The sequence below is a fragment of the Dictyoglomus thermophilum H-6-12 genome (assembly GCF_000020965.1).
GTDB lineage: Bacteria > Dictyoglomota > Dictyoglomia > Dictyoglomales > Dictyoglomaceae > Dictyoglomus > Dictyoglomus thermophilum.
Window position 1 is genome coordinate 93,996 of sequence record NC_011297.1, and the last position, 22,041, is coordinate 116,036.

The 22,041-nt window shown below is 32.9% G+C and carries 23 protein-coding genes; 21 read left to right on the forward strand and 2 right to left on the reverse strand.

Annotation, left to right across the window (positions count from 1 at the left end; genetic code table 11):
- Nucleotides 1-53: 53 nt before the first annotated feature.
- From DICTH_RS00405 to DICTH_RS00465, 13 genes are all read left to right on the forward strand, one after another.
- Nucleotides 54-554, forward strand: coding sequence for a nitroreductase family protein (locus DICTH_RS00405; RefSeq protein WP_012548520.1), 501 nt, complete (start codon nucleotides 54-56; stop codon nucleotides 552-554).
- Complete coding sequence (locus DICTH_RS00410; RefSeq protein WP_012547200.1) at nucleotides 539-1,219, forward strand: RluA family pseudouridine synthase; 681 nt, start codon at nucleotides 539-541, stop codon at nucleotides 1,217-1,219. The genes DICTH_RS00405 and DICTH_RS00410 overlap by 16 nt, the downstream gene beginning before the upstream one ends.
- Before the next feature lie 26 nt (nucleotides 1,220-1,245).
- A complete protein-coding gene (locus tag DICTH_RS00415; RefSeq protein ID WP_012548414.1) occupies nucleotides 1,246-1,698 on the forward strand; it encodes an HNH endonuclease in 453 nt (150 codons plus the stop codon).
- 24 nt (nucleotides 1,699-1,722) lie between these two features.
- The gene (locus tag DICTH_RS00420; protein ID WP_012547554.1) at nucleotides 1,723-2,103 is read left to right on the forward strand and encodes a hypothetical protein; all 381 of its coding nucleotides are present in this window, start codon (nucleotides 1,723-1,725) and stop codon (nucleotides 2,101-2,103) included.
- A 7-nt stretch (nucleotides 2,104-2,110) separates the two neighbouring features.
- Entirely contained in the window at nucleotides 2,111-3,565 is a 1,455-nt protein-coding gene (locus tag DICTH_RS00425) for a BglG family transcription antiterminator (protein WP_143707848.1), read from the forward strand.
- A gap of 143 nt (nucleotides 3,566-3,708) precedes the next feature.
- Nucleotides 3,709-4,170 (forward strand): PTS sugar transporter subunit IIA, encoded by a 462-nt coding sequence (locus DICTH_RS00430; protein ID WP_049751853.1) that lies wholly within the window; start codon nucleotides 3,709-3,711, stop codon nucleotides 4,168-4,170.
- Between the two features lie 3 nt (nucleotides 4,171-4,173).
- A complete protein-coding gene (locus tag DICTH_RS00435) occupies nucleotides 4,174-4,464 on the forward strand; it encodes a PTS sugar transporter subunit IIB (RefSeq protein WP_012547136.1) in 291 nt (96 codons plus the stop codon).
- Between the two features lie 31 nt (nucleotides 4,465-4,495).
- A complete protein-coding gene (locus tag DICTH_RS00440; protein WP_012548429.1) occupies nucleotides 4,496-5,761 on the forward strand; it encodes a PTS ascorbate transporter subunit IIC in 1,266 nt (421 codons plus the stop codon).
- A gap of 66 nt (nucleotides 5,762-5,827) precedes the next feature.
- Nucleotides 5,828-6,097 carry an HPr family phosphocarrier protein gene (locus DICTH_RS00445; RefSeq protein ID WP_012546938.1) on the forward strand — a complete coding sequence of 90 codons (270 nt, stop codon included), beginning with the start codon at nucleotides 5,828-5,830 and terminating at the stop codon, nucleotides 6,095-6,097.
- Between the two features lie 4 nt (nucleotides 6,098-6,101).
- A complete protein-coding gene (ptsP, locus tag DICTH_RS00450) occupies nucleotides 6,102-7,724 on the forward strand; it encodes a phosphoenolpyruvate--protein phosphotransferase (protein WP_012547981.1) in 1,623 nt (540 codons plus the stop codon).
- Nucleotides 7,725-7,843: 119 nt separating this feature from the next.
- Entirely contained in the window at nucleotides 7,844-8,431 is a 588-nt protein-coding gene (locus DICTH_RS00455; protein WP_012547728.1) for a TetR/AcrR family transcriptional regulator, read from the forward strand.
- An 18-nt stretch (nucleotides 8,432-8,449) separates the two neighbouring features.
- A complete protein-coding gene (locus DICTH_RS00460; RefSeq protein ID WP_012546950.1) occupies nucleotides 8,450-10,501 on the forward strand; it encodes an efflux RND transporter permease subunit in 2,052 nt (683 codons plus the stop codon).
- On the forward strand, nucleotides 10,501-11,850 hold the full coding sequence (locus tag DICTH_RS00465; RefSeq protein WP_012547999.1) for a hypothetical protein: 1,350 nt from the start codon (nucleotides 10,501-10,503) through the stop codon (nucleotides 11,848-11,850). The genes DICTH_RS00460 and DICTH_RS00465 overlap by 1 nt, the downstream gene beginning before the upstream one ends.
- Nucleotides 11,851-11,852: 2 nt before the next feature.
- Here DICTH_RS00465 and DICTH_RS00470 read toward each other — a convergent pair whose 3' ends face one another.
- Nucleotides 11,853-12,311 (reverse strand): COG2426 family protein, encoded by a 459-nt coding sequence (locus DICTH_RS00470; protein ID WP_012547339.1) that lies wholly within the window; start codon nucleotides 12,309-12,311, stop codon nucleotides 11,853-11,855.
- A 17-nt stretch (nucleotides 12,312-12,328) separates the two neighbouring features.
- Nucleotides 12,329-13,465, reverse strand: a complete 1,137-nt coding sequence (locus DICTH_RS00475; protein ID WP_012548452.1) for an acyl-CoA--6-aminopenicillanic acid acyl-transferase — start codon at nucleotides 13,463-13,465, stop codon at nucleotides 12,329-12,331.
- A gap of 98 nt (nucleotides 13,466-13,563) precedes the next feature.
- Between DICTH_RS00475 and DICTH_RS00480 the strand changes: the two genes are divergently transcribed.
- The 8 genes from DICTH_RS00480 to DICTH_RS00515 all read left to right on the forward strand — a co-directional run bounded on the left by DICTH_RS00480 (nucleotide 13,564) and on the right by DICTH_RS00515 (nucleotide 22,040).
- Nucleotides 13,564-15,387, forward strand: a complete 1,824-nt coding sequence (locus tag DICTH_RS00480; RefSeq protein ID WP_012547370.1) for a DUF2207 domain-containing protein — start codon at nucleotides 13,564-13,566, stop codon at nucleotides 15,385-15,387.
- Nucleotides 15,388-15,420: 33 nt separating this feature from the next.
- Nucleotides 15,421-17,799 carry a phosphoketolase family protein gene (locus DICTH_RS00485; protein ID WP_012548730.1) on the forward strand — a complete coding sequence of 793 codons (2,379 nt, stop codon included), beginning with the start codon at nucleotides 15,421-15,423 and terminating at the stop codon, nucleotides 17,797-17,799.
- Between the two features lie 174 nt (nucleotides 17,800-17,973).
- Complete coding sequence (locus tag DICTH_RS00490) at nucleotides 17,974-19,440, forward strand: clostripain-related cysteine peptidase (RefSeq protein WP_012547715.1); 1,467 nt, start codon at nucleotides 17,974-17,976, stop codon at nucleotides 19,438-19,440.
- A 55-nt stretch (nucleotides 19,441-19,495) separates the two neighbouring features.
- On the forward strand, nucleotides 19,496-20,107 hold the full coding sequence (locus DICTH_RS00495) for a hypothetical protein (protein WP_012546922.1): 612 nt from the start codon (nucleotides 19,496-19,498) through the stop codon (nucleotides 20,105-20,107).
- A 118-nt stretch (nucleotides 20,108-20,225) separates the two neighbouring features.
- The gene (locus DICTH_RS00500) at nucleotides 20,226-20,408 is read left to right on the forward strand and encodes a hypothetical protein (RefSeq protein WP_012548159.1); all 183 of its coding nucleotides are present in this window, start codon (nucleotides 20,226-20,228) and stop codon (nucleotides 20,406-20,408) included.
- A gap of 70 nt (nucleotides 20,409-20,478) precedes the next feature.
- Nucleotides 20,479-21,264 carry a DUF4007 family protein gene (locus tag DICTH_RS00505; protein ID WP_012547311.1) on the forward strand — a complete coding sequence of 262 codons (786 nt, stop codon included), beginning with the start codon at nucleotides 20,479-20,481 and terminating at the stop codon, nucleotides 21,262-21,264.
- A 7-nt stretch (nucleotides 21,265-21,271) separates the two neighbouring features.
- On the forward strand, nucleotides 21,272-21,541 hold the full coding sequence (locus DICTH_RS00510; RefSeq protein ID WP_012546925.1) for a hypothetical protein: 270 nt from the start codon (nucleotides 21,272-21,274) through the stop codon (nucleotides 21,539-21,541).
- Complete coding sequence (locus tag DICTH_RS00515; protein WP_012548712.1) at nucleotides 21,525-22,040, forward strand: DUF4007 family protein; 516 nt, start codon at nucleotides 21,525-21,527, stop codon at nucleotides 22,038-22,040. The genes DICTH_RS00510 and DICTH_RS00515 overlap by 17 nt, the downstream gene beginning before the upstream one ends.
- Nucleotide 22,041 lies beyond the last annotated feature (1 nt).

Consider the following 22,041-nt stretch of genomic DNA (forward strand, 5'->3'; position numbering starts at 1 on the left):
TTATCATGTGTTAGAATATAGAAGAAATTTATGTTTAGAGGTGAGTAGGCGAGATGAATGAGACTATAAAGACTATTAAGTCTCGAGTTAGCATAAGGAAGTATTTGGATAAGGAGGTCCCTAAGGAGATTTTAGAGGATCTTATTGATTGTGGAAGGCTTGCTCCATCGGGATATAATAAACAGCCATGGGTTTTTGTGGTAGTAACAGATAAGGAGTTAAAAAATAAGCTTGCAGAGGTTACTCCTTGGGGAAGATTTTTGAGGGAGGCTGGAGCAGGCATTCTTATATTTTGTGAAAAAGATGCAGAGACTGCTCTTGAGGATGCTTGTGCAGCAGCAGAAAATATAATCATTGCAGCCCAATCTTATGGTCTGGGAACTTGTTGGATTAATTCTTACAAGAAGGCCCATTCAGAAGAAGTGAAAAGACTTGTAAAATGTCCAGAGAATATGGAACTTATGGTTATGCTTGCTGTAGGTTACCCCGCAGAAATTCCTCAAAGGCCTCCTAAGAAGTCTCTTTCTGAGGTATTGAGGTGGCAGACTTTCTAAACCTTGAAGTGATATATGAAGATAATCATCTTCTTGTGGTAAACAAACCAGCTGGTATATTAGTTCAGGGTGATATCACAAAGAGTACTACTCTTCTTGAGATCTCTAAGGCTTATATTAAAGAAAAGTACAAAAAGCCTGGTAATGTTTTTCTTGCCATAGTACATAGATTGGATAAACCAGTTTCTGGGGTTGTAATTTTTGCGAGAAATTCAAAATCTGCAGGAAGACTTTCTGAGGCTTTTAGAGAAAGAAAGGTGGAAAAAGAGTATATAGCTTTGTGTAAGGGAATTTTTAAGGTAAAGAAAGGAACTATAAGTGAAAGCCTCCTATGGGTGGAAAAAGAGAGAAAAGCAAGAGTTTCTCAGGATGATAAAAGTAAAAATGCTATTACTCATTATGAGGTATTGGAGGAATTTAAAAATCTATCTCTTGTTAGGCTAATACCTGAGACGGGAAGGAAACATCAATTGAGAGCTCATCTTTCCTATATAGGTCATCCTATTTTAGGGGACGAAAAATATGGAGGAGGAAGAATATTTAAAGATAGAATTTTCCTGCATTGTAAAAAAATGGCTGTTCCTCATCCTGTAAGAAAAGATATAATGGAATTTGAAGCAAAAATTCCAGATTTCTGGAGTGAATTTCTTAAGGTTGAAATTTAGAAATATTTTGAGGTGTAAAGTAGGAGTTGGAGAAGGATTTAAAATTGACCATAGAACTTATACCTGAAAGTGCTTGGGGAGAGAATTTAAGGAAATATCTTCCTAAAAAGGTTTGGGACAGGATTAGAAAGGAGGTTTTTAAAAAGTCTGGTTATAAATGTGCTATATGTGGGAGTTCAGAAAAGCTTCAATGTCATGAGGTATGGGAATTTGATGACGAGAATCATATATTAAAATTGAAGGGTTTTATGGCTTTGTGTGAAAAGTGTCATTTGGTTAAGCATTTTGGTATGGCTGGAGTTTTGGCTTCTGAGGGGAAGATAAATTTAGAAGAACTTATTAGACATTTTATGAGGGTAAATAATTGTGATAGAAAAACTTTTGAAGAACATAAAAGAGAGGCTTTTAAGAAGTTTCATGAAAGATCAAGATATGAATGGCTATTAGATATCTCTGTATTGAAAAGTTATAATAATTAAAAATGAAAAAGGGGGTTTAAATAAATGCTTGATCTCAGAATCTTACATCTTGCGATTATGGGTTTAGGGACTATCTTTTATCTTGTTACTTCCTGTGTAGGGTTTTTTGATAAGGGAGATAAGAAAATAAATCTTCACGTGGAGTTGGGAACTACTACTGGGATTTTATTTATTATTGGCATATTTCATCTTATAATGGCTCAAGCTGTTTATCCATTCTTTACTCATTTTTACTTTGCTTTTTCCTTTTTTGTGATTCTTCTCATCTCTCTCATCTTAGGAATAATTTATAAAAATTCGAAAATTAAAAATAAGATCTTAATTAGAAGATTGCATAAATCAATTACCCTCATTGGACTTGTGGTTTTGATAGTGACAATAATTTTGGGAGTAAGAGTTGTATAAATTATCTATGAAGGATCTTAAAAAAAGACATCTAGAAGTTTGTTATTATCTTTTAGAGCATAACTTTCCTGTTTCTTTATCTAAAATTTCAAAAGAATTAGGTTATAGTGTTAACACTTTAAAGAAAGATTTACCCTTAATAGAAAGTCTATTACAGGAGAAGAATATAAAACTGATTAAAAAACCTCGTGTAGGTATAATTGTTAAGGCTGATTTAAAGGATATTGAATGTTTCAAAAAAGAGTTGAAAGAAAAAATAGGGATAATTCATGACAAAAATGAAAGATTTGTTAAAACCGCACTTATTTTTCTTTTTTCTAATGAACCTCCTACTATTGAGAAGCTTTCAGAAATGTTAGAGGTTTCTAGTGTTTCTGCTTATAACTATGTGAAAAAGGTTAAAGAATATCTTCAAAAATTTGGGATTATTTTAAGGGGGTATTCTAGGAGAGGATATTATCTATTAGGAGAAGAGGAAAAAATTAGAGAGATAGCTATAGACTTAATATTATCCTATTACTATAACGATTGGCTTAAGCTTTGGGAAGAAATTCTTGGAAATAACATTAATATACTGAGGGATCTATTAATAGATTTGGATATTAAGAAATTGATATCCATTTTGGAGAGAGTTGAGGAAATTTATAAATTTAAGCTTGACGATATGTATTTTGTAAAACTTCTTTTACGTTTTGTGGTAGCTTTACAGAGGATAAGGATGGGTAAAATTATTAAAGAAAAAGTTAAATTGAGTTTGAATAGAGAATTTAAAGAAGAGGTCAAAAAGATTGTTCTTGAAATTAAGAAAGAATTGGGAATTGATATACCGGAAAGTGAATATTCTTATTTATTTTACTCAATTTCTATGTTCATAAGGTATGGTAATTATGATGTTGATTTTAATAATATTATGAATATATTATTAAACTCTTTGGATAGGCACTTGTTGGATAATTTATATGAAAACTATCATTTGTTAGAAACTCTTGCATATCATTTATTGAGATCTATACAGAAAGTAAGATCAGGAGCGAAGATTGAAAATCCTCTTTTGGAGCTTATAAAAGAGACTTATGCTGATGAATTTAATGTGGGAAGGTATATAATTGGTCAAGTGAATAAGAAATTCTCAATAGAGCTTGACGAGAATGAGGTAGGTTATGTTACGTTATATATTAACATTCTTAAAGAGAATGCTAAAAGAAAGAAAATAGCAATAGTTTGTCCAATGGGGATTGCTACTTCTAATATGCTTTACTGGAAACTTAAGCAAGAGTTTCCAAATTTAGAGATAGTTGATGTTTTATCCTACAAAGATTTTATTAAGAAATATACTTTATTAAATGTAGACTTGATAGTATCCACAGCTCCTCTCCCCGTTAATGTGATTCCTTATGTTATAGTATCTCCTCTTTTAACTAAAAATGAGGTTGAAGTATTAAGAAAGATACTTTTGAGTTAGTCTCCATTTTTACTACTTTTTGACAAGTTTTAAATTTTTTTAAAATTTACCTCATTTATTTTGTCTTTTGGTGTATTTATTTAGTTGATAAAGTTTTATTTTTAATTTAACTTTAAATTACAAGTTTCAAGGAGGAAAAGAACATGGATTTAAAGGATATGATTTCAGTGAACAGAATAAAGGTTAACGTTGAGGTTAAGAATTGGGAGGAAAGTATAGAAAAGGTTGGAGAATTAATGGTTAAAGATTCTTGTGTATTTCCCTCCTACGTTGAGGCCATGAAGAAGGTTGCAGAGAGTTTGGGACCTTATATAGTAATTACTCCAGGAGTTGCTTTCCCTCATGCAAGACCAGAGGATGGAGTTATAAAACCCTGTTTTGCAATAATAACTCTTAAAGATCCTGTTAATTTTGGAAATCCTGAAAATGATCCTGTAAAGATGGTTATTGCTCTTGCAGCTGTGGATAACTCTCAACATGTTCAGGCTTTAAAAGTCCTTGCAGATATTCTCTCTGATAGGGAAGTTGTGGAGAAAATGATGTGTTCCTCTACAGAAGAAGAATTATATGAATATTTAATAAATTATCGACCAAGAGAGGTGTGATCTATGGATAAGAAAAGGATAAAAATTTTAGCTGTATGTGGTATGGGACTGGGCAGTTCTCTAGTGTTAAAGATGACTATTGAAAAGGCTTTAAAAGAGTTAGGTCTTGAAGGGGATGTTCAAACTGCTGATATAGTTACAGCAAAGGGCGCAGGGCTTGATGTAGATGTTATTATAACTTCAAAGGAACTTGCTGAGCAGCTTGGAGAGGTTAAAGTTCCAATTGTAACTGTAAAAAATTACGTAAATGTAAAAGAATTTGTAGAGGGGTTAAAAAGGGTTCTAAACCTCTAAAGATAAATTTTAAAAGGGGAGGTGTTTTTTTGTGGGTTTCTTAAAATTCATACAAGATATTCTTAGTGTTCCTGCTATTCTTGTAGGTGTTGTGGCTTTTGTAGGGTTAGTTGTGCAAAAGAAAAGTTTTTCTGAAGTAATCAGTGGGAGCTTCAAAAGTACTCTTGGTTTCTTAATTCTTTCAGCCGGTGCAGCTACATTAATAGGTTCTCTTAATGCTCTTGGTCCAATGCTTGAAAAAGGGTTTTCTATAAGAGGAGTTGTCCCCAATAATGAGGCAATTGTAGCTATAGCTCAGAAAACTCTTGGTAGAGAAACTGCTTTAATAATGGTTTTTGGTTTTTTAGTAAACATATTACTTGCTAGAATAACTCCTTTTAAGTTTATATGGTTAACAGGACATCATAGCTTCTATATGGCATGTTTAATTTCAGCTACCTTAGGAACTGTAGGACTTTCTGGAGTAGGGCTCATAATAGTAGGATCTATAATTCTTGGGTTAATGCAGGTATTGATGCCAGCTTGGATACATCCTTATATGAAGAAGGTTACAGGTACAGATGAGATAGCTTTAGGACATTTTGGAACTTTAGGATATTTTGTTTCGGGTTTTGTTGGAAGTCTTGTAGGTAAACCTGAAGATAGTACTGAGAATTTATCCTTTCCTAAAAGCTTTGGCTTCTTAAGAGAATCTCTTGTAGCTACAGGATTTGTAATGATTATTGTGTTTATCATTGCTAGTTTGGCTGCTGGTCCAAGTTATGTAGAAAGCCAGCTTAGTGGAGGGCAGAATTTCTTAGTATATGCAATAGTTCAAGCATTGACTTTTGCAGCTGGTGTAGGAGTAGTAATTTATGGAGTAAGGATGATTGTGGCAGAAATTGTTCCTGCTTTTAAAGGTATATCAGATAAGATTGTTCCTGAAGCTAAACCAGCTTTAGATTGTCCTGTAACTTTTCCCTATGCTCCTAATGCAGTAATAATAGGTTTCATTTTTAGCTTCTTAGGTGGTATATTATCTATGCTAGTTATGCCACTTTTAGGTTTACCTGTCATAATTCCTGGATTGGTACCTCATTTCTTCGTAGGGGGTACTGCGGGAGTGATAGGTAACGCAACTGGTGGTAAAAAGGGAGCAATGCTTGGAGCATTTGTTAATGGAATAATCATAAGTTTTGGTGCTGCATTGCTACTACCAGCTCTTGGTAATTTAGGATTTGAGAATACTACATTTGGAGATTCAGATTTTCAATGGTTAGGTATATTGATTAGTTTAATTGGTAAGATTTTTAAGTAATATAATTTAAAATTCCTAAGGGGGGGATTTTCGAATTCCCCCCTTTTGAGTTTAAGGAGGGATTATATGATTGTAGAAAAATTAACTATAAAGAATAAAACAGGACTTCATGCAAGGCCTGCTACTTTGTTTGTAGAGACTGCTAAAAAATTTAAATCAAAAATTTTAGTAGAAAAGGAAGGGAAAAAAGTAGATGCTAAAAGTTTAATAGGTATATTATCCTTAGGGGTGGAGCAAGGCCAAGATATAGTTATTCATGTGGAAGGACCTGACGAAAAAGAGGCTTTTGAAGAGCTCAAGAGAATGATAGATTCTGGCCTTGGTGAGGGAGAGTAGTTTTATGGGTATTGTTTTAAAAGGTATTGGAATAGGTAATAAAATCTCTATTGGAAAAGTTTTTTTATACAATAAAGAAAAAATAGAATTTTCACAAGAAAAAGACGAACTTCCTTTCGAGATAAAAATTAGACAATTAGAAGAATCAATAGAGGATGTTAGGAGAGAATTAGAAGAACTTTATAAGAGTATAAAAGAGACTTTTCCTAGAGAAGCAGAGATTTTCCTTTTTCATAAAGGTATATTAGAGGATGAGTATGTAATTGAAAAAATTAAATCTTATTTAGCTGAGGGTTACTCTTTAGTTTATTCTATAGAGAGGGCCTTTAATGAGATAAAGAGTGAGTTTGAAGGAATGGAACAAGAACTTTTTAGGGAGAGAGCTAAAGACATTGAAGATGTTGAGGAAAGATTGTTAAAAAAAATTCTAAATATAAACACTTCTAGTTTATCAAGTTTACCTTATCCTTGTATTGTTGTAGCTAAAGATCTGACTCCTTCGGATACAGCTAATTTAGATTTTATAAATCTTTTAGGATTTGTAACAGAGGAGGGAAGTATAACTTCCCATACGGCTATACTTGCTCAGGTTTTCAATATTCCTGCTGTTGTTGGAGTTAGAGGGATAATTGATCAGGTAAAAAAAGCCGAAGAAATTATAATTGATAGCGGTGAGGGTTTAGTAATATTAAATCCTACGGAAGAAGAAAAGCACTTTTATTCTATTAAAAAAGATGAAAAAGATAAAATTTCTCGAGAATTAATAAAATTTAGAGATCTTCCTGCAATTACATCTAAAGGTAGAAGGATTAAAGTTTTTGCGAATATTGGTAGTGAAAAAGAGGCAGAGATTGCTATAAATATGGGAGCTGAGGGTATTGGGCTTTTTAGGACCGAATTTATTTTTTTAGACAGAAATGATCCACCTTCCGAGGAAGAACAGTTTAGAATATATAAAAGAGTAGCTGAAATTTTTAAGGATAAACCTGTCATAATTAGAACTCTTGATATAGGAGGAGATAAAGAAATACCTTATTTGAAATTAGAAAAAGAGAAAAATCCCTTCTTAGGAGTAAGAGGACTTAGACTTTGTTTGTTAGAGAGAGAACTTTTTAAAGTTCAGTTGAGAGCTATATTAAGAGCATCAGTATTTGGCAATATTTGGATAATGTATCCGATGGTTGCTATAAAAGAGGAAGTAGAGGAAGCTAACAAGATATTAGAGGAAGTTAAACAAGAATTTGAAAATGAGGGTAAAACCTTTGTAAGGAATATTAAGGTAGGTATTATGGTAGAGATTCCTTCCATAGCTCTATCTCTTGAAGAGGTTATAGATATTATTGATTTTGTAAGTATTGGGTCTAATGATCTTATACAGTACACTTTTGCTGCCGATAGGACAAACGAAAAATTAAGATATTTATACATTCCCAATCATAGGGCAGTGGTTAGTTTAATTAAGAATGTTGTAGATGTTTGTCATAAGTTTGGTAAGGAGGTGGGGGTTTGCGGAGAAATTGCAGGGGATGAAGAATATGTTCCTCTCCTTGTTGATTTAGGGGTAGATGAGCTTAGTATGGCTCCTTCCAAGATACCTGTGATAAAAAAGAAGATAATAGAATTATAGTAATATAAAATGTTTTTTTATATAAAAATTTAAGTTTTTTATATTCCTTGCTTTTTCTCCAACTTTTTATTATAATTTTTAGCCGAACGACGTTCGCTCAAAAATAAGGAGTGGTTGAGATGAGAATAAGTAAGGATCCTGAAGTAAGGAGACAAGAATTAGTTGAGACTGCATTAAAATTGTTCTTAACCAAAGGTTATGAGAACACTTCTGTAAGGGATATTTTGAGAGAGATAAAAGGTTCTCCTGGTATGTTTTATTATTACTTTTCCTCCAAAGAGGAGATCTTTGAGGAGGCTATAAAGTATTATGTAGAGAACTATATAAAAGAGCTCTCTCATATTTTTAAGGATGAAAATTTATCTCTCCAAGAGAAATATCAAAAAGTAGTCAATGCAGTGGTAAAGGCCTTTGAGGATATGAAATCTCTCTCTGATATTTATTACAGCCCTCAATATTTTCCTTTAAGGGTTAAGATATCTTTTAGAATTCTCGATAGTTTACAGGAATCATTTAGAGAGTTAATAGATAAGATTAAAAAAGATAAGAATCTTGATTCTCAAAGGGCTGCTACTTTTATTCTTTATGGAGTGTATGGATTATTGCATAAAGATGCAGAAAAGTTAGGAGAACCTAAAGTTATTCAAAATATAATGGATTTTATTCTTGATGTTACGAGTAAAGTTTTAGGATTGACAAAGGTTTAGGTGGGATGGTGATGGCACATGAAGAGGATTTATCTTTGGGCATTTAGGCATTCTAAGCTTGTTATTCTATTCTCCTTAGCTTTGTTTGCTTTTTCTCTGTATCTTACTTTAAATTTAAAAGTTAACTATGACTTATATTCTCTTCTTCCTCAGGATTTGTCATCGGTAAAAGCTTTAAATACTTTAAGAAATGTTTTCAAATTAGGTGAAGAAGGTTATATATTAATTCCTTTTAAGGATCCAAAAGAAGTAGACGAGTTTAAAAACAAAATTGCAAGAATAGAGGGAGTCTCTAAAGTTTCATGGATATCTGATTATCAAGATATTTTTCTTCCTGAATATTTTTGGAGCGAGAATTTAAAAGAAAAATTTATAAAAGATGGGTATACTTTTTTAAAGGTTGACTTCTTGGAATCTTCTCAAAGCCCTCTTACTAAGAAAGCCTCTCAAGAGATAAGAAAAATTCTTCCTAAGGGTGCCTATTTCACAGGAAACGTTGCTATAGCTGAGGATTTAAGTAATTTAACTCAGAGAGAGACTGCGAAGTATCTTTTAATTGGAAGTATATTTGTAATAATATTTTTGTTTTTTCTTTTGCCTTCTATGTATGTGCCTATTCTTATTTACTATAATATTTTCCTTGCCATTTTAGTGAACACTGCTATTTCTACTCTTATAGGACAAGAGATAAGTTTTTTGACAAGGATGCTTGTTAGCATTCTTCAGATGGGTGTTACTATGGATTATGCTATTTTTCTATATCACAGATATGAAGAAGAAGCAAAGAATCATAGCAGAGAAGAGGCTGGTTGGATTGCTGTAAAGACTACTGCTACAAGTATTATTGCAAGTGCAGGAACGACTATAGCAGGATTTCTTGCTATGACTCAGATGAAGTTTGGCCTTGGAAGAGATATGGGATTTATTCTTGCAAGAGGAGTTTTAATATCTCTTATTTTTTCTCTAACTATTTTACCTGTTCTCTTTTATCATTTTTATAATAAGTGGGCAAATGCTAAGAGATGGGTTTTAAGACTTTCTGGAGAAAGGCTTTTTAATTTTATAGTAAAGGCAAGACCAGTAATTTTTGCCATGTTTATTGTTGGTGTATTAGCCATTCTTTTAGCTCCTAGATTTCCCATGGATTATAAGCTTTTGAGAGGTTTTCCAGAAAATGTCTCCTCTATGGTAGGCCAGAGAAAAATGGAAGAAATATTTGAAAAGAAATCTACTATTTTCCTTGTGGGACAAGAAACTCCAAAGAATTGGCAAGAAATTTTAAAAATCTTAAAGAATGAAAATAATATTACAGGAATTATTGGATACTACGATATGGTAGATCCTCTTTTACCTGAATATATGGTGCCCGAAAATGTAGTTAAGAACTTTTTTAAGGATGGTTTGTCTTACATGGCTTTGGATACAAAGTTTGAATATGGCACTTCAGACTCTTACAAATTTGTAGAGGGTTTGAGGGAAAATATTGAGAAAAAATATAACGTGAAAATTACTGGAGTTCCTGTTTTAAATTATGATTTAAGAAATGTTACCACTAATGATCTTAACAGAGTAAACTTATTATCTATTTTGGCCATATTCCTTATAATTGCTCTATCCTTCTTATCTGTTCCTGTGCCTTTTCTTTTGGTGTTAGTTATTGAGATGGCTATTACTGTTAACCTTCTTATAGATTATCTTACCTATGGATTTGTGTTTTTCTCGTCCAATTTGTTTATAGGTGCAATTCAGCTTGGAGCTACCATAGATTATGCAGTACTACTTACTTCTAGATATCTTGAGGCAAAGAGTAAGGGTTTTGATAAGGCTTCAGCGGCACATTTTGCCTTTGAGGGTATAAACAGTATCTTAACCAGTGCAGGTACCATGTTCTTTATAGCACTACCTTTAGGAATTTTTTCAGAGATCTTTATGGCACAAAATCTTGCTATGCTTGTGAGTAGGGGCGCAATAATAAGTGTACTTTTTGTTACAATGTTTATTATTCCCCTGCTTGTTACCTTTGATCCTATTATTGAAAAGTTAACCTTTATTAGGAAGGAGGGAAAATAATGAAAAAAAGGATAGTTATTTTAGGACTTATATTTATAATACTTTTAGGGCTTTCCTTTGGAAGTTCTTTAAAGGTTAAAAATGATGAGACTATTTATGTTCTTTTAGATTATGATGGAAAAATAAAAAGGATGGATCTTGTTAATTGGATTGAAGTGCAAGGACAAGGAAATTTTAAAGTAGTAAAGGATGCAAAGTATATTAAAAATCCCGATCTCTATTCTGAAGGAGTAAAGATGGATTTTACAGGAGATAAACTAAGTTTTTATGGTAATGTCAAAGAAGTTAAAAATATTTATTACAAGGCAGAGGTTAATAAAAAGCTTCCTTTAGAATTTAAGATCACTTATAAGTATAATGGAAAAGTCTCAAATCCTAAAGAATTCTTAGGAAAATCAGGAAATTTAGACATTGAAGTATATATTAAGCCGCTGGAAGATATACCTTTTAGAATTGTAATGTCTACAGAATTTTCTTCTGATGATTTTATTTTAAGAAATCCTGAAGATTTTATGGTGATGGTGCTGGGTAAAACAGTAAGAGTTACAGGTTTTACCTATCCTATACCTGATGCAAAGATGACTTTATCTTTAAGAAGTAATAAATTGAAGGTTCCGGATATCACCTTTACTGCCCTTCCATCTCTTCCTCCTGTAGATCTTTCTATGGGACAAAAATTAAAGGAGTTTTACAATGGGTTAGATGGATTTCTCATGCTAAATCAGGCTCATCAGAAGATATTAAAGGGGATATTGGATGGTCTTGAGAAAAATACTCCATCTGTGCCTCAGGAATTTCTTACTCTTCCTTTTATTTTATTGTCTTACCAAAATAAGGCTTATTTTATCTCAGAGAATTTAAAGACTTATCCTAAGAGTTTTAATAATCTTTATGAGTTTATAAAGAGTAAAGCAGAAAATAGCAATGACGAAGATTGGAAGAAAGCCTTAGATCTCGCTAATGATGTAAAGAAAGAGGTAGAAGAAAATACTCTCTCTGAAGATATTAAAAAGATTGGAGATTTTATAGGAGATTTGAACTTCCAAAGTAGAAAAGCCATGGATCTTTTGAGTACATCTCTTGAAGGGTTACAAAAGATGGAAGATTTATTAAATACCATGCTTTATGGAGGAGAGATTGAGGGTAAGAAACTTCCAGGACTTGTAGATGTGGAAAAGGATATGAAAAAAGCAAAGGACACTTTAAAGAAAAATGTGGATGAATTAGAAAAAGGGGAAAAGAAGCTTAAGGATTGGGAAAATAAGTTAAAAGATTACACCTTTATAGGAAAAGTTGAGGGAGCAAGCTCTACTGTAAGATTTTACTTCAAACTAAAAGAGATGAAGTAAATTTATGTTAATATTGCTTTTGAGGAGAGGGTTAATATGGTTACAATAAGGGATGCTGTAAAAACACCAGAGATGATAGAAACAATGGCTTCTTTTAAGTTTAAACCTAAGACTCTTGCTAAAATTGCTCCTGTAAAGGCTCCTGTTCCAGGAAGGGGAATTGCTATGAAAACTGCAAGGGAAAATACAATTCCCAAGGAGTATAATTTTAATCTTTTAAGCTTGTTTTTTACAAATTTCTTATAATATTTATTTAATGGATCTTTGCTGAAAATGTATCTCCTAATTAAGTCAATAGTGTAATATATAATTATGCCCATTAAGGTGTTTCCAATAAAGCTTACAATAAAGCTTTCGGTAGGGGAAAGTCCATTGTAAATGCCATAAGGGATAGATATTCTACATTCTCCCACAGGAGTCATAGAAAGCAAAAATACTTTTAATAATAACTCTATTTTCATAGGGAATATTATATTAGTTAATTTAGATTAAATTCAAGCCATATTCCATAACTTACAGGAGAAGTTTTATTTTGAGCGACTAATAATATTTTTTCTCGTGGTAAGTATATTATGCTTTGTAGGGTGAGTCTTGTACTTACGCTTTGCAAAATTTCTTTTGCATCTTCTATACTTATCTCTTCTTTTGATAGAATCTTTTCTCTTATTATTTTTTCTCTTTCTTTGGTATTTATTTGGCGTACAAAAGTACCATCAATAGGAATAGGTAGCTCTTCAATTAATTTTTCTGCTTGCTCAGAGATCATCTCTGGATGTTGATAATGATTGGTTACAATTAAAAATCCTTCTTCATTAATATTCCTTAATTCTCTTCTCTTTGGACTAATTTCTAATACAACGGCATCTTTGTTGTCAGCTATTAGAATATTTAGCCCTTGGTAAGGAGATAAGGCATTTTCTATTGCCTCACTAATATTATCTGAATATTGAATTATTCTTCTTGTAAGAAGGCATTCGGGAGCTCCTGTCTCAGTTTTATGGCTTTGGGAGACGTTTATGGAGAGGTAAAGATTTTTAGATATGGCAGTGTAAGCTCCTACAAGACCAGGGAAGGAGACAGAAATAAAAGAGTTTCCTTTTTGGGGATAATATTTGAATATTACCGGGCAAAGAGGTAATTCGTCTACAAATACTCCGTAGTCAAGATTTCTCCCTATTATTAAATTTCCATCTTTGTTTCTAAAAACAAAGGCAGAGCATCCGCTAATGGGAAGCTTCCAGTAATGTTGGAGTACTATTTCGTCCATAAGGTTAAAAAGAAGAATGTTCTCATAAGGTACATCTGCTCCTTTAGAAATTCCCTTCATCTCTTCTACAAGATCTTTAAATTCTGGGTAGGTATTTAGAATCTTCTCCTCTAATTCTTTTGCTGTCTTTATTAGTGATTTATATAATATAATTCTTTCAATTTTATGACTGAAATACTGAATTTCTTCTTTTAGCATTTTTCCGTGTTGATACCCTATCTCATAGGGAGTACCTCTAAGCTCTATGATCCTTATGCCACTATTTTTAGGAAAAGCTGGCTCAGGTTTTGAGCAACCCTGAAGGAATATTAGACTAAGAAGTATAATAAGAAAAAGTTTCTTCTTCATACTGTAATTTTAAAATTTTTAACCTTCTTTTTTCAATCTTTTAACAAAATAATGTTATAATGAATCCTGAAAAATGGGTATTATCTTTAGGAGGGGATATGAAAAGATTTTTAAAAATTTTTTTGATCATCTTTTTCCTCTTATCTCTTACCTATGCTAAGGAATATGTAATAAGAGAGGCCAATCTCACTTATGATATATTACCTACAGGCGAAATAGAGGTAAAGAATCAACTTACTTACGATTTCTCTGGATCTTTCTCCCGAGCTTGGATGACCATCCCTAAGGGAGGGTATAGTATTAGAGAGATTTCTGTGGGAGAGATCATTGATGAAGTTTATTTGGGTTATACTTATCATCGTGAAACTTCCGAAAAAATTCCTCAAACTTTCGACGTAGTAGAAGATAATAATCAGTACAAAATAACCTGGTTTTATAGGGCTAATGATACTAATAAGACTTTTGTAATAAAGTATAAATTAGTAAAGGCCTTAAAGGTTTACAATGATGTGGCTGAATTTTATTGGAAGGTATGGGGAGGAGATTGGGATATAGGCCTTCCTGCTTTATGGGTAGAGGTAAATTTGCCATCCTCGATTGAATCTACCGAGGATGTTTTATATTGGCTTCATCCTAAAATTGATGGGAAAATAGGTATAAGGAAAGATTATAAAGGGATTGTAGCCTTTGCAGGTAATATTCCACCCCATCAGTGGGTGGAGGTAAGAGTAGTGTTCCCAAAAAGTTATTTGTCAAATCTTGATCCTTCTAAAGTGGAATTAATACCTAAGGATGGAAAAGCGCTTATTTTAGACGAGGAGCAGAAGTGGCAGAGGGAAGAATTAGCAAGACAAGAGAGAGTAAATCTTTTTATAAAAGTTTTATCAATATTAGCTATTTTATTACTCTTTTTGGGGATATTCTTACCTCTGCGGATATATTTTAAATATGGAAGAGAGCCAAAGGTAGAATATTACAGGGATTATGAACAAGAACCTCCAGCGGATATACCTCCTGCTTGGGTTGAGGCTCTGGTGAATCAATCTTCAAGCCTTTCTGCTAATTCTATAGTGACTTCAACTCTTGAGTTAGCAAGAAGGGGGTATATAAAAATTCAAGAAGAAGAGAAGAAAGGATTATTAGGCGTAAAGTATAAGGAATATAAAATAATAATTCTTGATAAGGAGCTTGAGAATGATCTTTCTGAAGAATTAAGACTCCTTCTTGAGGAGTTAAAGAGTTTTGGCGAAGAGTTTTATATTTCCGAGTTGAAAAAGAAAGATCTTAGGGGATTTAAGAGAAAATTTGATAGGATTGTTAAGAATTATGTGTTTAAGGAGAAAAAATGGATTAACGAAGAAGGCAAGTATAAACTTTATGGGATAATTGCTCTTTGGATTGTAGTTGGAATTTTGTTATTTATGGTATTTTCCTTTTCATCTTTTTTGAAAAATGAGCTTTCTTTCCTTATGGTGTTTTTCTGGTTTATTTTGGTTATAAATATTGTGATCTCTGCAATATTTATTCACCCTGTGCAAAGATACTCTCCAGAAGGGAAACTTTTAGCTCTCCGATGGAAGGCATTTAAGAGATATCTTAAAGATTTTTCTTTATTATCTGAACGTCCTCCTTCATCCTTAGTTTTATGGGAGAGATATTTGGTTTATGCAACAGTGTTTGGAGTAGCGAAGGAAGTTTTGAGGGTGATGCAAATGCTTAATGTGCCTGTAGACCAAATTACTTGGTATGTTCCTGCTTCAACTATCTCTTCTATGAATATAGCAGAATCTATTCAGAGTTTTAGTTCGTCTCTTGAAAGTTTTAGTAATGCCTTCACAAGTAGTGTCGCATCTTCTACCTCTTCTGGCTCCTCCTCAGGAGGAGGTGGGGGAGGAGGCGGAGGTGGCGGAGGTGCTGGTTAAAATAAATATCTTAAAGAAAGGGGTGAACTTAATATGTTAGAAAAGTTAAATGATTATTGGAAGGCTTGTTGTTATCTTGCTGCAGGTATGATTTATCTTTGGGATAATCCTCTTTTAAAAGAACCTTTAAAGCCAGAGCATATTAAGGAGAGGCTTCTTGGACATTGGGGAGCTAGTCCTGGACTTTCTTTCGTCTATATTCATGGAAATAGGGTAATAAATAAATATGATTTAAACTGTATATTTATAGCAGGTCCTGGACATGGTGCTCCTGGTGTAATTGCACCAGCCTACTTAGAGGGAACCATAAGTGAGCTTTATTCTCAATTTAGCCAAGATGAAGAAGGAATGAAAAATCTATTTAAGGCATTCTCATTTCCTGGAGGTCTTGGTAGCCATTGTACCCCAGAGCTTCCAGGATCTATTCAAGAAGGTGGAGAACTTGGATATAGTTTAGCTCATGCCTTTGGAGCGGTGTTTGATCATAAAGATCTTATTGCCATAACTGTGGTTGGAGATGGAGAGGCAGAGACAGGACCTCTTGCAACCTGTTGGCATTCTAATAAATTTTTAAATCCCGTAAGAGACGGAGCAGTACTTCCTGTATTACTCCTTAATGGCTATAAGATAAACAATCCTACCATTCTCTCTAGGATAGAAAATGAAGAACTAATAAGTCTTTTTAAAGGTTATGGATATGAGCCTTATATAGTAGAGGGTGAGGAATCTCTTGAAGTACATGAAAAAATGGCCAGTGCTATGGATTCCGCTGTGGAGAAAATTATAAGTATATGGGAGGAAGCAAGGTCAAAAAATAAGCCCTTTAGACCCTATTGGCCTATGATCATATTGAGAACTCCAAAAGGATGGACTGCTCCAAGAAAAGTTGGGAATCATTATGTAGAAGGTTATTGGAGAGCTCATCAGGTACCCTTCTCTGATGCAAAAGAAAACCCTAAGTCTCTTGAAGTCCTTGAAGCATGGCTTAGAAGTTATGAGCCTCAAAAACTTTTTACACCAGAAGGTAAATTGAGAGAGGATCTGAGAGATCTTGCTCCAAAGGGCGAGAAGAGAATGAGTGCTACCCATTATGCTAATGGAGGACTTTTGAGGAGAGAGTTAAAGCTTCCTGATTTGAAAAGCTTCGCAGTTTCAGTTAAAACTCCTATTCAAGATGAAGCAGAGAATACTCGCCCTCTTGGATTGTTTTTAAAAGAGATAATTAGATTGAATCCTGACAATTTTAGGGTTTTTGGTCCTGACGAGACAAAGTCCAATAGACTTGATGCAGTATTTGAATTTGGAAAAGCATGGATGGCAAAAGTACTTCCTGAAGATGAGGATGAAGGATATTTATCTCCTTTTGGGAGAACCATGGAGATGCTCTCAGAGCATACCCTCGAAGGTTGGCTTGAAGGCTATCTTCTTACAGGAAGACATGGATTTTTAAATACCTATGAGGGATTTGCTCCCATTATCTCTTCTATGGTAAACCAATTTGGAAAGTGGTTGGATATATCCTCAGATATTCCATGGAGAGCTCCCATATCTTCTTTAAACCTTCTTCTTACTTCTGTAGTGTGGAGGCAAGATCATAATGGCTTTACCCATCAGGATCCAGGATTTATTACCTCTATTGTAGATAAATGGCCTAATGTGGTGAGGGTATATTTCCCACCCGATGCTAATACACTTCTTTGCACTGCATGGCATTGCTTCCAAACCACCAATAGAATAAACATCATTGTGATAGATAAGCAGAAACATCCCCAATACTTGTCTATAGAAGATGCCTTTAAGCATGCCATGAAAGGTATAGGAATTTGGGACTTTGCAAGCAATCATCCTGAGCATGAACCTGATGTGGTCATAGCAAGCTGTGGAGATATACCTACTAAAGAAGCTATTTATGCTGTGAGAATGCTTAAGAAGTTGTTCCCTGAACTTAAGATAAGATTTGTTAATGTACTCAATCTATTTACTCTTACCCCTAATACAGAGCATCCCGATGGACTCTCTGATAGAGAATTTGATTCCTACTTTACCAAAGATAAGCCTGTAATATTTAACTTCCATGGCTATCCATGGCTAATTCATCGATTAACTTACAGAAGAAATAATCATAAAAATATTCATGTTAGAGGGTATAGAGAAAATAGAAAGATAGGAATTGATGCGGGATACTTAGCACCCTTCTTGAAAGGAAGAGGAGGAATAACTACTCCATTACAACTCGCAATTCTTAACCAGATAGATAGGTTCAGTATTGCTATGGATGTTATAGAAAGGGTTGAAGCGTTGCAGGATGAAGGTGGATATTACAAAGATCTTTTGAAAAATAAGCAGATTGAAGCCTTGGAATATGCTTACAATCATGGTGTTGATAAAGAATTTGATGAAATAGAACTTTAATTAGAAAGTAAATAATATCTAAAGCTTAATAAAAGGGGAAGGAATTAGCGCCTTCCCCTTTTTATTTAATTTAAAAAATAATTTTTGAAGGGTACGATTTTGACCCTGTGGTAGTAATAATATTTTAAACAGGTAAAATAATTAGGTGAAATAGGGATTTAGGGGGGATATGAAATGAGAAAAGAAATTTTAGTAGTTTTTATGGTTCTTCTTTTAATTGTTTCCGGATGTGCTCCAAAGACTAATGTTACCCAAGCTCAAGTTACCATATTGACTCCAGTAAATGGCTCCTCTGTACCTGGCTCAGGACTTGTAGATATAATAGCAGAAGTAAATAGTAGTGTGTCCGTAAGCAGGGTAAGATTTTATGTAGATGGAGAGTTTTTAGCTGAGAAAACTGTTACTCCATATAAGGCTACTTGGGATACTAGTTATTATAAACATGGTACAGCCCACACTATAAAAGTAGAGGCGTTGGATGGTAGTGGAAAGGTTATTGGTTCTTCCTCCATAGTTTGTTATATAAATGTGGAATGGACAATTTTAATGTATCTTGATGGACATAATGACCTTGAAAATTACATTCAACAAGATATTTCTTATATAAGTTCTTTTTCAAGGACTGACGGTGTAAATATAGTCATATTAGCTGGTCCTAAGCGATATGTTGCTGAATCTTACTTGTATTACTTTCATAATGGAAAATTAGATATTCTCGAATCTGGACTCTATAATTTTGGGAATAGTAATCTTTTGTATTACTTTTTAAAGTATAGTGTAAGTAATTTTCCTGCTAAAAGATATTTGGTGGTTTTGGAAAATCATGGTAGTGGTTGGAGGGCTCCAGCAAGGGAAGATAGAGACATATGCTTTGATGAGATATCTGGAGATTCTTTGACTATTCCTGAGCTGAGAGAAGGTTTGAGTTATTTTACCGATATAGGGAAAAAGATTGATCTTCTCTACTTTGATGCTTGCGTGATGGGAAATTTAGAAGTTGCCTATGAATTAAAAGATGTGGCTAATTATTTAGTATTTTCTGAGGCTAATGTTATTGGACAAACAAGATGGGATCAAATAATGAGTTATATTTTAAGTAATCCATCAACAACTCCAGAAAGCTTAGGAAGAAAGATTATAGATATATATTATAGTAATTATTCTATCAAACCTATTACCATGTCTTTAATTGACTTAAGTAAGATAAGTGCAATTTTAGGTGAACTTTATTACTTTTCCAGTTATTTGATGAATACTTTACCTGATTCTGCAAGTGCAATAATGAATATAAGGTTGAATACTTTATCTTTTGAGCCTTATGGTGGCTCAAATAAAGAATATATTGATATAAATGATTTTGCTTACAAAATTATTAATAATTCCAACTACAATGAACTTACAAATTCTGCCTATAATTTAGTCAATTATGTAAGTAGTGCTGTTCTGTATCATAGATATAGTGGATTTAATTATACTTGTGGTCTTTCTATTTGGTTTCCTGCTACTGTTGAAGATTTTTTAAAGGGTTACAATAAATATAAAGAGCTAAAATTCTATAACAATTCAGGTGGATTTAGTTGGTATTCCTTTATCGTTAATGAATTGTATTATTATTTCCAAGTTTCGCTTCCTGGCTTTTGATTTATGCCTTTTTTTATGTTATAAATTTAAGCAAAAAATAAGAGAGGTAGGGGGCATGAAAAAGTTAACATTCTTGCTGAGCTTTGTGGTTTTCTTTGTTTTCTTAAATGTTTTATCTTATGCAGATTATTCTGAACCTGATGCAAGTATTGTTATTAGCCAAAATACATTGAATAAGTTTTTAGATGTAATAGGTGAAGTAAAAAAGACTGATAAATTTAATATTTCAGGAGTTAGAGGAGAGTATACATGGATAGTTAGGAATCCAAGAATAATTTTGAGTAAGGACAAAGCAAGATTTCAAGCAGATGTTACTGTTTCTCTGAAGATGCCACCTTTAAGCTATTCTACGCCTGCTTATGGAGAGGTATCAGTAAAGTATGATCATGGAAATAATAAAATAAACATTAAAGTGGAAAAAGTAGCTTTTGAAGTTGCCTTTAATATTCTGGGGAGAAAGATAGTTGTAGGTGAGGTGGATCTTTCTAAGATATATCAAATAGCCTTTACTTTTCCAGGACCTAAACCTTTTGAGAGCTTTACAGAGGTAAATATGCCTGATGGAAGTAAAAAGAAGATAAAGATTGATACTATTCCTGTTTTAATGCTTGACGAAGGAAAAATAGTAGTAGGAACACAATTAAATTATACCTACCTGGGAGATTAATAAAGGAGGTAGTTTAATTTTCTAATTATTTTAAAATTGAGATTTTAGGGTTATAATATTATTAAATGCTTAATAAGGAAAAATGTATCTAAGAAATATTGGGGGAAAGAGTTAGTAAATGTACAAAATAAAATGGGATAAAGAAACCTCTGGTATTTTATTATCAGACTCCCCAGAAGATACAATCATACCGCCTCGTCCTGTATATTTTGAAGAATTAGATCTTCTTGGTTTTGATAAATATTGGGATTATCCTAAGTGTGAAGAACCGCTACTTTGGGGGTTAAGAGTAGGCTTATAAAGGTAGAGTGATATAGGAATGGATCTAAATATTTACGAATTTTTAAGAAAATTACAGGAGGAAGAATTAAATGAGTTCTAAAAAACAGTCAGTTTGCGGAATTAGTAAATATGGAACAATCGGTTTTAGAGAAAATTGGTTAAGATCCTTTCTCAATAAGAAAAAAAAGTGGTTTAAAAATAATAATTTGAGCTCTTTTCAATATAAAATTTTTGTTAAATGGTTGAGAGATTCGGAAATATTAAACAAAAATGAGATAACATATTTAGGACGTAAACTCATGGAAATATTTAACAATGACGAACTTTTGGTATGGGAAATTATCTGGACAAACTTATTTTACAATTCTATCATTATGAAGTGGTATTTAACAAGTATTCCGTGGTCGACCTCTATAAAGAGGAGTGATCTTAAGCATAATCTCAAAGAAAGTTTTCCATCTTTTAAAGATAAAACTCTTGATACTGCTTTTTCTTGCTTAATTAACACTTTTAGGTCGAATAATTTTGTTAATAAATTAAATCTTGGAGTTATTGAAAAGAGAGGTAAAGAGGTATATGTCAAAAAAATAGGCACTAACAATGTTCATCCATTGGCTGTTCTCTACTCTTTGTATAGGTATGCTATCTCCAAGAATAAATATAAACTTACTGTCTCTGAACTTTATAGACAGGAAAATAAAGATGGAGGACCTTATTTAATTTTTGGTATTTCGAGGCCAGCTCTTGAAAATATTTTACGCTGGCTACAAGAGAGTAAAAAAGGCTTTATAAGGGTGGATCTTGTGGCTGATTTAGACAATATCTATCTTTCTGAAGATATTAAAGATTATAAAAAACTATTAGACTATTACTAGGGAAATCATGAGAATAAGTGGTTTTAGATATGGAACTTTTGGTATGAGAAGGGAGTGGATAAGTAGCTTTCTAAGTAGAGGGAGGGAGTTTTTTGAGAATAACTCCTTAGGGCCAAGACAAATTGAAGCCTTTATTTGGTACCTTAGAGATACGGAGCTTATAGATGGGAAGTTAAATTTAACTGAGCTTTTTTGTATACTTAAAAAGATATTTGAAATAGAAGGAATTAATTCTAAAGTTTTATGGGGGGATAATTTGGGTGAATTTATGCTTTAATGCTCCTCTTTTCAATTGGTGGGCTAATGTACCTGTAGGAAAATATTCAAGAGAAAATATTATTAATCTTTTGGCTAATTCTTATGGAAAAATGAACAAAACTATTTTAAATGGTTACTCAAGTATTGTAGAAACTCTTGGTAAGAGTCCTATAGGAGAACTACTGGGACAAGGGTTAGTAGAAAGAAAAGGTAAAAGAGTAATAAGTGTTGTTAAAAATGGAGGAAAGGATATATCTTCTATTGTGGTTCTATATAACTTGTATAGATTTTCTGAAAAAAGAGGGGTTTATAAGATTAATTTAGAAGAGATAGAAAACGATGAACTTTCTCCTCAAAAGATTTTTACTATTTCCTCTTTTGAGGTAGAGGATATTTTGAAGAATTCCATCTATGACTCCTTCTTTAGGGTGGGGTTTGAGGAGAGGAAGGTTAGTATTTTTTTAGACAAAGGCATTAATAGTATTAGTCTATTAAAAACATATGTGGGGGGCTTATAAG